General features: G+C 54.1%; 12 protein-coding genes. 11 read left to right on the forward strand and 1 reads right to left on the reverse strand.

Annotated features, from left to right (window positions below):
* Window positions 1–59: 59 nt before the first annotated feature.
* The gene (locus MKX51_RS09585) at window positions 60–959 is read right to left on the reverse strand and encodes an AraC family transcriptional regulator (protein ID WP_340992192.1); all 900 of its coding nucleotides are present in this window, start codon (window positions 957–959) and stop codon (window positions 60–62) included.
* Window positions 960–1040: 81 nt separating this feature from the next.
* Between MKX51_RS09585 and MKX51_RS09590 the strand changes: the two genes are divergently transcribed.
* The 11 genes from MKX51_RS09590 to MKX51_RS09640 all read left to right on the forward strand — a co-directional run bounded on the left by MKX51_RS09590 (window position 1041) and on the right by MKX51_RS09640 (window position 15080).
* Window positions 1041–2573: a response regulator transcription factor gene (locus MKX51_RS09590; protein ID WP_340992193.1), complete on the forward strand. Its 1533-nt coding sequence runs from the start codon at window positions 1041–1043 to the stop codon at window positions 2571–2573.
* A gap of 156 nt (window positions 2574–2729) precedes the next feature.
* The gene (locus MKX51_RS09595; protein WP_340992194.1) at window positions 2730–4427 is read left to right on the forward strand and encodes an extracellular solute-binding protein; all 1698 of its coding nucleotides are present in this window, start codon (window positions 2730–2732) and stop codon (window positions 4425–4427) included.
* A complete protein-coding gene (locus MKX51_RS09600; protein WP_340941995.1) occupies window positions 4424–5314 on the forward strand; it encodes an ABC transporter permease in 891 nt (296 codons plus the stop codon). Before MKX51_RS09595 ends, MKX51_RS09600 begins: the two co-directional genes overlap by 4 nt.
* Before the next feature lie 15 nt (window positions 5315–5329).
* Window positions 5330–6211 carry a carbohydrate ABC transporter permease gene (locus tag MKX51_RS09605; protein WP_340992195.1) on the forward strand — a complete coding sequence of 294 codons (882 nt, stop codon included), beginning with the start codon at window positions 5330–5332 and terminating at the stop codon, window positions 6209–6211.
* Between the two features lie 79 nt (window positions 6212–6290).
* Complete coding sequence (locus MKX51_RS09610; protein WP_340992196.1) at window positions 6291–8060, forward strand: sensor histidine kinase; 1770 nt, start codon at window positions 6291–6293, stop codon at window positions 8058–8060.
* Window positions 8061–8188: 128 nt separating this feature from the next.
* Window positions 8189–8818: an RNA polymerase sigma factor gene (locus tag MKX51_RS09615; protein WP_340992197.1), complete on the forward strand. Its 630-nt coding sequence runs from the start codon at window positions 8189–8191 to the stop codon at window positions 8816–8818.
* Complete coding sequence (locus MKX51_RS09620) at window positions 8781–9074, forward strand: hypothetical protein (protein ID WP_340992198.1); 294 nt, start codon at window positions 8781–8783, stop codon at window positions 9072–9074. Before MKX51_RS09615 ends, MKX51_RS09620 begins: the two co-directional genes overlap by 38 nt.
* A gap of 31 nt (window positions 9075–9105) precedes the next feature.
* Complete coding sequence (locus tag MKX51_RS09625; RefSeq protein ID WP_340992199.1) at window positions 9106–9981, forward strand: ABC transporter ATP-binding protein; 876 nt, start codon at window positions 9106–9108, stop codon at window positions 9979–9981.
* Window positions 9978–11207, forward strand: a complete 1230-nt coding sequence (locus MKX51_RS09630; protein ID WP_340992200.1) for an ABC transporter permease — start codon at window positions 9978–9980, stop codon at window positions 11205–11207. Before MKX51_RS09625 ends, MKX51_RS09630 begins: the two co-directional genes overlap by 4 nt.
* Window positions 11204–11836 carry a hypothetical protein gene (locus MKX51_RS09635; RefSeq protein ID WP_340992201.1) on the forward strand — a complete coding sequence of 211 codons (633 nt, stop codon included), beginning with the start codon at window positions 11204–11206 and terminating at the stop codon, window positions 11834–11836. Before MKX51_RS09630 ends, MKX51_RS09635 begins: the two co-directional genes overlap by 4 nt.
* Before the next feature lie 160 nt (window positions 11837–11996).
* On the forward strand, window positions 11997–15080 hold the full coding sequence (locus tag MKX51_RS09640) for a PAS domain S-box protein (protein ID WP_340992202.1): 3084 nt from the start codon (window positions 11997–11999) through the stop codon (window positions 15078–15080).
* The last annotated feature ends 105 nt before the right edge of the window (window positions 15081–15185 follow it).

Raw genomic sequence — 15185 nt, forward strand, 5'->3', positions numbered from 1 at the left:
CGGGATTATCTTTGAATACGGTGTCTGATTTTTTGTACAATCCGGACATTTGGTGATGATTAGCTCAGGTTCTGTCTTCCGTCTGCAAACTGCGACCTGCGGAACCGGGCGGGGGAGACACCAAGCTGCTTGGTGAATACGCGGGTGAAATAGTGCACAGACTCGAAGCCGCAGCGCTCGGCGATGTCTTTGATGGGCAAGTCGGTGTGCAGCAGCCAATCCTTGGCTTGTTGGATTCTTCGTTCCTGAATATAATGGACGAAAGTCTGGCCCAGGCAGGCCTGGAAAATCCTCGACAGATGACGCGGAGAGATATCCAGTTCCAGGGCCACTTGGGCCATGTGCAGCGGGGAGGACAAATTGTCGCGGATATAGCGCCTCGCCCGCTCCAAATGGCGGTGCTCCCCGCTGTCCTCCTTGATCGCCCCGGCCTGCAGATGGGGTTCGGGGGAGAACGCCTGCGGGAAGGAATGCAGCAGGGCAAGCGCCAGATGGTTCATCGGCAGCCGGGACACCGCCGCTTCGCTCTCTGCAAGGCTGAAGAGAGTCCGCCAGATTCGGGCAGAGAGTGCGGCGGCCTCATGCGGGGCTATGGCCTGCCCTCCGGCGGCGAGATCCTGAAACGGCTTGCGGCCGGCCGCAGAGCTTAGAGCTTCGTCGATTTCAAAGGCAATGAAGAACAGGACCAGCCCCTGCTCACTGCGGATCTGGTGCCAGATGCCCGGACGCGAGCAGAACAGGGTTCCCGGCTCCAGGGGGAAGAGCGCATCGTCATCCTGGTAAGAGCCGGTGCCTTGCTGGACATAACAGACTTCAAAAAAAGAATGGCGGTGCAGGGAATTATTATAATGATTCGGCATGAAGCCCCAGTAATGAATATGAAATGAGGTTTGTCCGTCACTGACATTTGAGATATGCTGATTCAAAAGTGCATTGGCTTTACGGTACGCAAGGCGCATGGCGGGACCTCCTCATGGTGTAGGCTTCAATGAATGGATAACGTTTGCTTATGATTCTATCAGACATCAGGAGGGAACTCTATGTTTACCATATTGATCGTGGATGATGAGAAAATTGAACGGGACGGCATCCGGGGGCTGATCGCTGACATGAACTACGAGCTGCATGTTATCGAAGCGGAGAACGGGGAGAAGGCGCTGGAGTCTCTTCGTCTGAACCCGGTGGACATCCTGCTCACAGATATCAAGATGCCCTTCATGGGCGGACTGGAGCTGGCGGAGCAGGCCAGCCTGGCGCAGCCCTCTCTGGAAATTATTATCTACAGTGCTTACGGGGAATTTGACTATGCCCGCCGGGCGCTCTATACCAATGCTTCCAGTTATCTGCTGAAGCCGATTGATATCGAGGAGTTCGCCGGGGTGATGTCAGGCGTGATACAGAAATGCGCAGATAAGGCCACCCAGCAGCGCCGCACTGCCGAGATGATGCAGGGGTATCACAAGGGCCTGGAGTATGAGAGGGAGAAGTGGCTGACCGATGTGCTGAACGGGGTTCAGGTGATCGCGGATGATGCTGCTCTGCCGTTCGGAGGGCAGCCGGCCGCTCTGCTGCTGATTGATTTCAAGGAGCGTTTCTTTGACCGCAGCTACGAGGCATTTGAGCAAGCGGCAGAGCAGCTTGCAGCCGGTGAATATGAGCTGCTGAACCTGAATGAATATCAAAGTGTGCTTATGGTCCCTTGCCCAGGCAGCGGCGGACAGAAGAGGATCAGGGAGATGGGGGAAGCGCTGGCGGATCGGATCGCGGAACGCTTTTACCGGCATTGCTGCATCGTATACAGCCCCGTGATCTCCGATTGGCAGGGGATTTCAGCGTGTTATGAGCAGATGGAGCAGACGCTGGACTACAAATTCTTTTTTGAGGATACGGTGGTGCTGTTTGCCGGAGATGATCTGGCAGGCCGTGTCCCGGAGCTTGTCAGCACCGAGACGCTGATGGCCGATATCAACCAATTCATTCACCATGGGGAATATGCAGGCGCTGCCAAAAGCATTGAGCTTCTGTTCAGCCACTTGAGCCGGAACGGCGGATCTTCTGCAATCTATGTCAAGTATCTCTGTTCGGACCTGGTGCGGAATGCGTTTGAACAATCGTCACGCAGGCAGAAGGCGGATTTCCAGCGAACGGTAGAGCGTATCTTCAAAAGCGATTCGATTCTCGGGGTGAAGCAAGTGCTGCTGCAGGCGCTCTCGGAAATAGAACCGGACAACAGCCCTCCCGATGAGAGCAAACGTCATATTGTCCAGCAGGTCATCCGGATTGTGGAGAAGGATTTCAGGGAGGATATCAGTCTGGAGGTTATCGCCGGACGCGTATCGCTCAATCCCAGCTACCTGAGCCATTTGTTCAAGAAAGAAACCGGGCAGAGCCTGATCAAATTCATCACTCAGCAGCGTCTGGAACGGGCACGGCATCTACTGGACAGCACCAATATGAAAATCGTCGATATCGCTGAACATGCCGGCTACTGGAGCTCCTCCTACTTCTGCCAGACCTTTAAAAAATATTACGGCATCAGTCCGCAGAAATATCGTGAAATACTGAACGGATAATAGTACGACTTCTTGGAGAGCACCTGCGGGTGCTTTTTACTTCCAAATTAATTGACGCGTATCCAAAGAATTTGGGATTTCGCTCCCTTCCACGCTAATCTACAATTTAACTGTAAGCATGAAAGCGTTTTATAACAAAGTTTGGGAGGGGCATCTATGAGATTGAAGAAAATTCGTGTTATGGCAGTGCTGCTGTCCATGGTGATGATGCTGGGAGTGCTGGCAGCCTGCGGCAGCAGTTCTAAGGAGGAGAAGGTTGCTGCGCCCGCCGGCAGTGAATCCACGAATGCCGGAGGCAATGAACCATCCGCCGCCGCCAAGGAGGATGATGGACCCTTCAGCAAATATGAAGAACCCGTTACCGTGTCTCTGGGGAGACAGGGGGTATCGGGGAACAACCTGCCGGCAGGAGATACGCTGGAGAATAACAAGTATCTGAAATATGTTGAGGACCGCCTGAATGTAAAGGTGAAATACGATTTCTCGGTGGAAGACCAGGATGCGTATAACCAGAAGGTTACCCTGGCGATCTCAAGCAATTCCCTGCCTGACATTCTGGTGGTGGATGAACAGCAGTTCAAGAGAATGGCCAAAGCGGGTATGCTGGCCGATCTGACCGAAGTATTCGATCAATATGCCTCGCCGCTGATTAAGGATTATTACAACTCCTACACGGGAGACCGGGTGCTGAATACCGGAAGAATCGACGGCAAGCTGATGGCGCTGCCCAATACCAACATCGACGGCAATTATCAGCTCCTGTGGATACGCCAGGACTGGTTGAACAAGCTGAAGCTTGAGACCCCCCGTACCATGGATGAAGTGAAGACTGTGATTAAGGCGTTCAAGGAGCAGGACCCTGACGGTAACGGGAAAGCGGATACCGTTGGTCTGCTGGGCGACAAAAGTGTGGTCGCAGACGGCGGCTTCTTCACCTTCGATCCGATCTTTAATGCCAATCATGCCTATCCGAAGAACTGGTTCAAGGATGAGGGAGGAAACATCTTCTACGGCTCCACGACTCCAGAGACCAAGCAGGCGCTCTCTGAGCTGAGAGCGATGTACGCGGACGGATTGATTGACAAAGAGTTCTTGACCCGGAAATACGAGGATAATGCCGGGCTGGTGTCAAGCGGCCGGGCCGGTATCCTGTTTGCCCCCTGGTTCGGAGGCTGGGCGTTGTCTGATGCGGTGAAGGCCAACCCGGAAGCGGATTGGGTGCCGCTGGCTGTGCCGCTGGACGGAGACGGCAAACGGAATATCGTACCATCCACGCCGTCGGGAACCTTCATGGTGGTGAACAAGAAGGCGGAGCATCCCGAAGCCGCCTTGAAAATGCTCAGCGTGGAGTATGAAGGCATCCGCCTGATTGACCCGGCAGCACAGGAGCTGTACAAGGATCTGGGTGTAGGCTGGCTCAATTATCCGATTAATGTACAGCTGGATTATCAGGATTCCCTGGCACGCGATGTGCCGATCTATGAGAAGGCGATTAAGGACAAGAAGCTGGACGATCTGCCGGCCCGCATCCTGCCGAGAGTCAAGGCGGTCTTGAAGAATAATGAAAATCCGAAAAAGGATATTCCCGCCTATGCCGATTCACTGGCCTTCTATACTGCCGCCTCCATCACCGGAGCAAAAGAAATTGTGAAGGTGGAGCCTGTGTTCTACGGCAAGACAGAAGCGATGCTTAAAAAGGGAGCCAATCTGGAAAAACTCGAAAACGAGACCTTTTTGAAAATCATTACCGGCACTTCTCCCCTTGAAGAATTCGACAAGTTCGTGGAGACCTGGAAGAGCATCGGAGGGGAAGAAATCACCAAAGAGGTTGCTGAGGCAGTTGAGTCACCATGAGAAGCAGAGCTTCCATCTGGAATTACCACCTGATGCTGCTCCCCGGCATATTGCTGCTTATAGCATTCAGTGTAGTTCCGATGTTCGGAATTGTGATTGCCTTTCAGGACTTTCAGCCTACGCTGGGCATCTTCCACTCTGAATGGGTGGGCTGGGAGAATTTCGAGTATATGTTCAGCCTGCCGGACAGCAGGCTGATTCTCGGCAACACCCTGAGCATTGCACTGATGAAGATCATTGCCGGACTGACCGTTCCCTTTGTATTTGCACTGCTGTTCCATGAAGTGGCGAATATTAAATTCAAGCGCACCATCCAAACGATTGTGTACCTGCCCCATTTCATGTCCTGGGTCATTCTCTCAGGAGTGCTGATTAACCTGCTTAGTCTGGACGGCATTATCAATCAGATGATCCAGTGGTTCGGCGGCGATCCGGTTATGTTCCTCCAGAGCAATCACTGGTTCCGCTTTGTGATCGTATCGAGTGATGTATGGAAGGAATTCGGCTTCAATACGATCATCTATATCGCTGCCCTGACTTCCATCAACACCAATCTGTACGAAGCTGCCGCCATTGATGGAGCGAACCGGTTCCAGCGGTTAACCAATATTACGATTCCGGGCCTGATGACCACGGTGATTCTGCTGGCGACCTTAAGCCTCGGCAATGTGCTGAATGCGGGCTTCGAGCAGATTCTCAACCTGTATAATCCGATTGTCTATGAGTCGGGGGATATCATTGATACTTATGTATACCGTTCAGGATTGCTTGAAATCCAGTATGGACTGGCAACAGCGGTAGGCCTGCTCAAATCGGTCGTAAGCTTTGTGCTGATTGCCGCTTCCTATGGTCTGGCTGCCCGGTTTGCCAACTACCGTATTTTCTGACAGAGGTGATTTGCTGTGATCCGAGGAACCAGCCGGACTGTTGATATTGTGATTTATTCTATTCTAACCGTGATTGCTTTTCTCTCCTTGGCCCCCGTACTGAATACCCTGGCTATTTCGTTCAGCGGCAAGGTGGCGGCCATGTCGGGGCAGGTCTTCTTCTGGCCGGTTGATTTCAATCTGGAGGCCTATAAGTCGGTCATCAGTGACCGGAGCTTCTTCACTTCCTTTGGCGTATCTGTACAAAGGGTACTGCTCGGAGGAGCCATCAATCTGCTGGTTACGGTGCTGATGGCCTATCCTTTATCGAAATCGAACAAACATTTTCCGGGCAGAAATATCTATATGTGGTTCGTGATCTTCTGCATGCTGTTCAACGGCGGGCTGATCCCGTGGTATATGACGATCAATACGTACGGGCTGCTCGATTCCATCTGGGCGCTTGTGCTGCCTACCGCCGTTCCGGTATTTAATGTGATTCTGCTGATGAACTTCTTCAAGGGCGTTCCGAAGGAGCTGGAGGAGGCTGCCGGGATGGATGGGGCGGGGGCGTGGAGAACGCTGGTGACGATTTATATCCCCATCTCCCTGCCCTCACTGGCGACAGTCACCCTGTTCTCGGTCGTCGGCCACTGGAATGCGTTTTTTGACGGGATGATCCTGATGAACCACAAGGAGAATTGGCCGCTGCAAACGTATATCCAGCAATTGATTATCAGCGTGAATTCGATCATGAACACTACCGACCCGGAAGAGATCAAGCGTCTGTCGAATATGTCGAGCCAGCTGCTCAATGCGGCCAAGGTGATGGTCTCGATGATCCCGATCATGCTGATTTATCCGTTTCTGCAGCGGTATTTCGTCAGCGGAATCGTGCTCGGCGCCGTCAAAGAGTAAGCGTAAACTGCATGGAAGCGGGTGTCCCGTAAGCCGGAAACGGCTGGGGACACCCCTTTGCTATTTGGGGGCAGAACTCATGCGGCGGACCGCTGCTTTTACCGATTGTTATTTGCCGGGGGCAATGCTACGTTATAAGGACAAGAGGCTTAAGACAGGAGGGGTAGATCTGGAGCGCCCAGGCCGGTTCATCAGGAATTTAAGAATTAAGCATAAGCTGTTTGTCTCTTATTTGCTCGTTATCATTATTCCGCTCAGTGTGCTTGGCTGGTATTCGTATGATCAATCCAGGAGTCTGCTCGTTCAGCAGGCCCGGCTGACCTTAACCGACAATGTGTCGGAGATCGCCGCCAATCTGGATTATAAGTTCGGCAAGCTCAATGCCGCGCTGGACTCGTTCACCTTCAACTCCAGTGTAGTGTCCGTCTTCAACAATGATTACTCGGACAATTATTACTATATGTACAATGATCTGAACACCATCGTGGAGCCGCTGTTCAATACGCTTCTGTTCCTGAACGAAGAGATCCGCCAGCTGACGGTGTATACAGGGAACAACATCACGGAGCGGAAGAATACGATTCTGCCGATTAGCAGCGTATCCGGGAAGCCATGGTATGAAGCGGCGATGGCCAGCGGCCAGACGCATTGGATCAAGGAGGGAACGGCCTTATCCGCGGTGCGGAGAATGGTGGGCGGCTCGGGAACGCAATATGACAACCTGATCTACTTAGGCTTTGACAGCAAGGATATGTTTGCGGGTCTGACCAATGTGGTCTCCGGTGAGTACGGCGTTCTGGTCGAGAATGGGGCGGGGGAGCCTGTGTATGACTATCACAACAGGCTGCCGTCCTTCGAATCAGCTAAGGAAGCGGAAGAGCACGCGAGCGATTTCATCGTGATCTCCCAGACGCTTGGCGTGACGGGGTGGAAGCTTGTCTTTTATATGCCCAAGAACTCGATCGGTGTTGATGCCAAGACGATTCTCCGCGCCACCATGCTCACGGTCGGGATTTGCCTGCTGATTCTGGTGCCTGCGGTCTGGCTGTTGTCGAATGCATTCGTGAGAAGAATCTACCGTCTGAACCGCACGATGAAAAGGGTGACCCGAGGGGACCTGCATGTGGATATTGTGGTCGATTCCAATGACGAGATCGGCGAGCTGACCTCACGGTTCAAGGATATGCTGCAAAGTCTGAATGAGCTGTTCAATGAAGTCTACCGCAGCAAGGTTGTGCAGAAGGACGCGGAGCTGAAGGCGCTTCAGGCCCAGATCAATCCGCATTTTCTCTATAACTCTCTGTCGCTGATCAACTGGAAGGCTATAAGCATTAAAGCGTATGACATCAGTAAAATCACCACAACCCTCTCGAAATTCTACCGGACAACCCTGAACAGGGGGCAGGATGTCATCAGCGTCCAGGATGAACTGGAGAATACGAAATCTTATATTGATCTGCAGCTGATTATGCATGACCACAGCTTCGATGTAGTGTACGAGGTGGACCCGGAGGTGCTGGGCTATCACATGATCAAGCTGATTATGCAGCCTATTGTAGAGAATGCGATTGAGCACGGCGTGGACAACAAGCGGGAGGGGCGCGGCAGGATCAGCCTGCGGGCGGGCTTCGAGGAAGATACGATTGTATTCAGCATTGAAGACAACGGTCCGGGAATGACCCAGGAGACGATGGATACGGTATTAAGCAGGCAATCCAAATCGTATGGACTGTTCAACGCCCAGGAGAGAATCCGGATTTATTTTGGCGAGGCGTACGGGATCACGATCCACAGCGAAATCGGCCAGGGTACAACAGTGGCGGTGAGAATCCCCAAGCGGACCACGTGAAGGATGCTAGGGCAAAATCTCAAAGACTGTAACCTTTTACCCGGCTTGGACGAATAAATAGCAGACGGCTGGCAGGAGAGGAGGCGTGTGAGACGAACGGGAGCGAAAGTGAGCGAGGAGAAGGTTTTGTGGCAGCAGACCAGATGACGGCGGATGAGGCGGCGGCTTCTCAGCCGGATGAAGAGGCGGTGCTAATCAGGTTCAGGGAAGGGAGCCGGGAGGCGTTTGAATGGCTGGTCCGGCAATACCGGGAGCCTGCTGTGCGGTTTGCGTACCACTTGACCGGGGATTATCATACCGCTGAGGATCTGGCGCAGGACTGCTTCGCCTATCTGCTGGTGTACCCGGAGAAATATGATTACCGGGCATCCTTTAAAACCTATCTGTTTACCATTCTCCGCAACAAGAGCATAGACTCGGTCCGTAAGCGTGCAAGGCAGCAGAGCTTGCCCTATACGGCGGAGAGCAGCAGCGTACATAACCCGGATGAGGGGAATCCTGAACGGCTGGCCATCATCCGGGAAGAGGATGTGGAATGGCGCAGAAGATTGCATCAGATGAAGAAGGACTACGGGCAGGCGGTCTATCTGGTGGATGTGGGACAGATGTCTTATGAACAGGCGGCCGCAGTGATGGGCCGGAATCAAGTGAGCTTCAAGGTGCTGCTGCACCGGGCGCGCAAGAAGCTGAGGCAGATCTACGAGAAGGAGGAGTGGGATTGTGAAGTCAACGGAACAGGAGCAGCTATTTCTGGATGAGGTCTACCGCAAGGCCCGGCTGCTGGAATACGACAAGCGTGAAGCGCAGAAAGTGCTGTATAACCGCAGGGTGCTGGCCAGACGCAAGATTCTGACAGTCTCAGGCATCACAATCGTTACAGCAGTATTCGCCCTGATGATTTGGATCGGCAAGGTGGATCGGGGGCTATGTGTTGCGCTGTCGCTCCTTCTGATTACAGCAGGTCTGATGATCGAGAAGCTTGAGTTGATGTGGAGTCTGGAGAACGACGGTTGAACGGGAGTTGCAGGAAAGGGAGAGAGATGAAATGGAGCTAATCATTAACCATTTAACTAAGACCTATGGGAGCAAGCAGGCACTGCAGGATATCAGCTTCCGGGTGGGTGAAGGGATTCACGGCCTGCTGGGGCCGAACGGGGCAGGCAAAACTACGCTGATGCGTCTGCTCGCCACCCTGCTGACGCCAAGCTCAGGAACGGTAGAGATAGGCGGGGTTCCCTTAAGGGATAAAGCCCGGGTGCGCGAGCTGGTTGGCTATCTGCCGCAGGAGTTCGCCTTCTATCCCGGAATGAGTGTCTATGAGGCCATGGATTATCTTGCGCTGTTATCCGGGATAGCCGGCCGCTCCGAGCGGAAGCGGAGAATAGACGATCTGCTGGAGCAAGTGAACCTTACGGAGCAGCGCCGGACCAAGGTCAAGGCGCTGTCCGGCGGGATGAAGCGGCGGCTGGGCGTAGCCCAGGCCATGGTGCATGAGCCGAAGCTGCTGATTGTCGATGAGCCGACAGCGGGGCTGGACCCCGAGGAGCGAATCAGGTTCCGGCGGCTGCTGGGACGGTTCGCCGAGGGCAGGATTGTCCTGCTGTCGACACATGTCGTTGAAGATGTGGAGTCCACCTGTGAGCAGATGACTGTACTGCAGAAGGGGAGTCTGCGGTATCACGGCAGAATAGGTGATCTTACCGCCGCTGCGGCCGGCCGTGTCTGGATTGCTGAGCTGGACCGGGCGCAGTGGGAGCGGGACCGCGACCGCTTCCCGGTACTGTCTGCCGTGCCGGAAGGCGCAGGCATGCGGGTCCGGGTGCTCGCTGAGGAGCAGCCCTACGCAGGGGCACAGCAAGCCGCGCCATCGATTGAAGATGCGTACCTCCACCTGATGCGCAGGGAGGAATCCTACGTATGATGGCATTGATCGGCAAGGAGATGCGCATGACGCTGCGCAGTCTGGTATTCTATCTGTTTGTAATTGCCAGCGTATTCTTCTATTTCACTTCTTATGCTACGGAGGAGACCTGGGGAGAGCTCAGTCCCCCGGTAATAAGTACGCCGCAGAATATGGGGACTGCGGAACAGCCATATTACGGCTGGGCCACTCCGGGGGATGCCCGCAGCTTGGCTGAACAGATGAAGATTCATATGCAGTGGGATCTGAATGATGGAGCCGGTGAGAAGCTGAGGCTGGGATTCCCGATGGAGGTGGAACTGGATGCCGGAGAGAAGGCCGCCTTAACTGCTGCCATCTCGCAACTGGATAAGATCCTGAAGGACCCCGGCCAATATACTGTGGATGAGGTGTACCAGATCGCTGAGGCATTGAACAGTAAATTGGGCGGAAGCAGTATGTATCAGCAAGGGTTGAGTAACTACGGTTATGCTACAACGTCTGTGGACGAAGCAATGAAGGCACAGGAAGCGCAGCTTGCGGAGTATAATGTGAAGGTAGACGCAGGGGAGCTGCTGCCCGGAGCCGCTCGCTATTTCAGTGATTATCTGTCGTTGCCGGCAGGGATCTTCCCGGTCTTTCTGTCCGCCTTCCTGCTGCTGCGGGACCGCTCCAGCCGGATGAATGAATTGATCTACAGCCGCAGGGTCTCCCCGTGGGTGTATGTCGGGTCAAAGTTTATCGCCCAAGGGATTATGCTCTCTGTGGTCTACCTCATTCTGGCTGTCATCGGGGGCTGGCAGACGGTGGATACGCTTGGGCTTACAGGTCAGACGGGACAGGCTATATCAGTCTTTCTCAGCTATACGGCCTGGTGGCTGCTGCCCACCTTGTGGATCTCGGTCGCCTTCGGGATGTTCGGCTCCATGCTGTTCCGCCGGGGCATTGTGCCGATCGCCCTGCAGATCGTCTGGTGGTTCGTATCCGTATTGCCGCTTATGGGCTCCTATGGGCTGAACCGGCTGTTCATCCGCTTCAATTCACCTAATGATTATAATCTGTACCAAGGCTGGGCAGGTGAGATTGCCCTTAACCGCAGCTTTTACTTGCTGCTGGCCGTTCTTCTGACCGCCGGGGCAGCCTGGCTCTGGGAGCGGAACCGCAGCCGTCTGGATTCGGCACAGCCACTTGGCAGGAAGAAGACGAAGCGGACTCCGGCGGTGCCTGCATCGGGGGCGTTGAGATGAGCCGTCAGATCCTCGCTCCGCTCGCCCGTTACAATCTTAAGCTGACAGTGCATTATTCCTGGTTGTTGTCAGCGGCACTTTTGGCAGCCGTACCGATATTCATAGACCCTGTGTTCATGGACAGGCTACAGGTTGCGAAGCTGGGAGAACTGCTCCTCAGCCTGCTGGGACTGATCGTCTACCCTCATCTGGGTCTGTTGGAGGATGGCGGCATCCAGGAGGTGCTCTATGCCAAGCGGGTGCGTCATCTTCCGTTGTTTCTGTTCCGCTGGCTGCTTACTGCTCTATATATCTTCCTTGCAGTTGCTGCTTTGATCGCCTGGATACATGTAAGCGGCGCAGATTTTGAACTATGGCCGATGGTGGGAGGGACGGCAATCTCCGCCATTGTGATCGGGTCAGCCGGTCTGACGGCCACTCTTCTGGCCGGTAATCTCTCAGCCGGATATATTGCCGGATTCTCCTGGTATCTGCTGGATTTCACCACCAAGGGCAAACTGACCGGGCCCTTTTACCTGTTCGGCCTGCTTGAGGAGCCATGGGATAACGGCAAGTGGCTGCTTGCCGGTCTTTCGCTGACGCTGGTACTTTTCTGTGCCTTCTGGCTGCCGCGCAGGAGACTGGACTAACCTATAACCACCGCCTTGACGTCATGAAAGTGACCAGGGCGGTTTTTTTTGTACTTCTGTATCTTCATTAGCGGGACTTTAGGTCTGGAGCATAAATTCCGAAAAAAAGGTATAATGTTACTAAATTATGTCCCCCATTTTCTCAGAGGAGGCTCTAGCTTTGTCCGACACACTATTTAAGCACTTGTACATGCGGTCCTCAATAGGATATGCGGCAGTATCCATTACGGATGGAACTATGCTCATGGCCAACCCTGCGCTTTGCGGGATGTTTGGATACACCGAGACCGAACTCAAGGAGCTGCGTTACCAGGATATCGTCTTTCCGGATGAAGGGTCTACCCTGGATCACGGGCAGATTGTGAACTATTTAATAAGCAGCCCGGATATGGCTGTAGATACCGAAAAGCGGTTCGTACATAAGAATGGCGAGATGCTCTGGGTTGCCCTGCATCTTTTTCTGATCATTGATGAACAGACCGGCCCTCCCTCCCATCTGGTTGCGGAGATGACTGATATTACCGCGCGCAAGATGGCGGAGAAGAAGATAGAGGAGGACCACCAGCTCTTCGAGCTGATTACGGAGCACACCCCGGATATGATTTCATTCGCCGATCCCGATGGAACGCTGCGCTACGTCTCCCCGTCAGTCGAAACGCTGCTCGGTTATACGGCAAGCGAAATGATCGGCCGCAACAAAACGGATTATTACCATGAAGCAGATGCGCTGGAAATGACCGAACCGGGGAAGCTCTACTCCGACAGTGACACCTTTATACGCCGGGTCAGGCATAAGGACGGCCATTATCTTTGGACCCAGAGCTCCTTCCAGGTGGTGCGGAATCGTGAAGGCGAAGTGCGGCAGATCCTGACGATTGCCCATGACATCACCGAGCGGAAGAAGGTTGAAGATATGCTGGCTGCCGCGCAGGAGCTGGGGCAAATGGGCTCCTGGGAGTGGAATTCCGTACATGAGCAGCTGATCGTCTCCAGCCAGCTGATGGCCATCTTTGAATTAGGCGGGAACTGCGGAAATCATACCGTGATTCATTATGCTCAATTGCTTGACTGTGTAGTGCCGGAGGACCTGGACAGATTGCGCGAAGAGCTGCGTTATACGCTGAAGTCCGGGGCTAAGGGCGAGGCGATTTTCAGAGTGAAGGGCAGCGAGGAACGTAAGTCTATCTATGCACACTGGGAGGTGATCCTGGATGCCTCCGGCAAGGTTCAGCTGATCCGCGGGATGGTGCAGGATGTGACCGAGCGCGAGCGGATGGAGGAGCAGCTGCGTGAGAGCGAGAACCGGTACAAGTCGCTTTTCGAATATAACCCGTCTGCCATCAGTGCCATGGATCTGCAGGGGTACATACAGTCAATGAACGCCAGTCTGGAGCAGCTGACAGGATACAGCAGGGAGACCCTGATGCATTCAAGTTACTGCGAGATTATTGAAGAGGATGAGCTGGAGCATGTGAATATGCGGTTTCTGGCGGCAGCCGGAGGCATGGCTCAGACCTTCGACACCCGGGTGATCCGTCACGACGGGGAGAGGGTGGAGGTAGGGATGATTTATGTCCCTATGCTCATTGATTCTGAAGTGGTCGGCGTATTCGCCATTACCAGTGATATTACAGAGCCTAAGCGGTATCTGGAGCAGATTGAGAAGCTTAGCTATGAGCATGCGCTAATCCTGAACTCTGTATCTGAGGGGATATTTGGCATGAATCTGGAGGGGGAGACGGTATTTATCAATCCCGCTGCGTCTGTCATGCTCGGATATAACCCTGGGGAGCTGGCTGGCAATATCAAGCTGCATACGATAGCGCAGACCTGGATGGACGGCGAGCTGTATCCCGGAGGACACCGGACGCTGGCGGAGCTGCTGAAGACCAACCTCTCTTATGAGCAGGAGCAGGAAGGGATCTTCTGGCGTCAGGACGGCTCCAGCTTCCTGGTCAAATACCGGATGACGGCATTATATGATAACGGAGAGCACAAGGGGGCGGTGGTTGTTTTCCGGGATATCACCGAGGAGAAGGCCGTGGAGCGTGCCAAGGAATCTGCGGAGAAGGCTGACCGGGCCAAGTCGGAGTTCCTGGCGATTATGAGCCACGAGCTGCGTACGCCGATGAATGGAATTATCGGGATGGCCGATCTCCTGTCGGGAACAGAGCTTACGGAGGAACAGCAGTATTACACCCAGATTATCAATAAAAGCGGTGCCGCGCTGGTACATATTCTCAACGAGGTGCTGGATTTCAGCAAGATTGAATCCGGCATGATGACGCTGGATCTGCAGCCGGTGGATATCCGGCAGGTCGTTCAGAACGTCTGTGAGCTGTTCTATCCGCGTATCCAGGAGAAAGGGCTGGTTCTGCGCAGCCATATTGAGCCCGATATTCCGGCTGTTGTCATCACCGACGAAACCAGGCTGAGGCAGGTGCTGGTGAATCTCGTCGGCAATGCGGTCAAGTTCACGGAAGAAGGCGAGGTCGGCGTCTCAGTGAAGCTGGAGGCTGCCGGGGAGCCGGGCTCGCTGATTCTGAGGTTCTCGGTAACCGATACCGGTATAGGCATTCCGCAGGGCAGCCAGAACCTGTTATTCCAGTCCTTTTCCCAGCTGGACCCTTCGATCAACCGCAAGTACGGCGGGACGGGACTGGGTCTGGCGATCAGCAAGAAGCTGGTGGAGCTGCTGGATGGCGCGATCGGTGTGAACAGCGTCGAAGGAGAAGGCTCGGAGTTCTACTTCACCATCGGTGTGATGTATTCGGTGGAGGAGCCGGGCCAGGCGCAGCTGGCAGGAGCTGCTGCCACTCAGGAGTATAAGGGCGGAATCTTCAATCTGGATTATCCCGAGGGTCAATACGGGCCGTTGTCTATTCTTGTTGCGGAGGACCATCCGGTGAATCAGCAGATCCTGCAGACTTTTCTCAAAAAGCGCGGCTACACCTCTGACCTGGCAGTGAACGGCGAGCAGGCGGTAGAAGCTGTACGGTCCCGGCATTATGATCTGGTGTTCATGGATATTCAGATGCCGGGCATGGACGGGATTGAAGCCACCCGGCAGATCCGCGAGGCGATGGGGCTGTCTCCGGTGATTATTGCCGCCACTGCCTTTGCCCGCAAGGAAGATGAAGAGATGTGCCTCCGGGCAGGGATGCAGGACTTTATTCCCAAGCCGATCCGTGGAGATGAGCTGGACAGAGTGCTGAGGGAATGGTCCGGCAGCATCCGCAGATAGTCTAGTAATATAAAAGGCCGGATAGCTGGCAGGCAAAGCAAGCGCTATTCACGTTGACAGCTTTCCCTTGTCTGCATTACTATTATATAAATCGTAAGAATTACG

The sequence above is a fragment of the Paenibacillus sp. FSL M7-0420 genome (assembly GCF_038002345.1).
In the GTDB taxonomy this organism is placed as follows: domain Bacteria; phylum Bacillota; class Bacilli; order Paenibacillales; family Paenibacillaceae; genus Paenibacillus_AQ.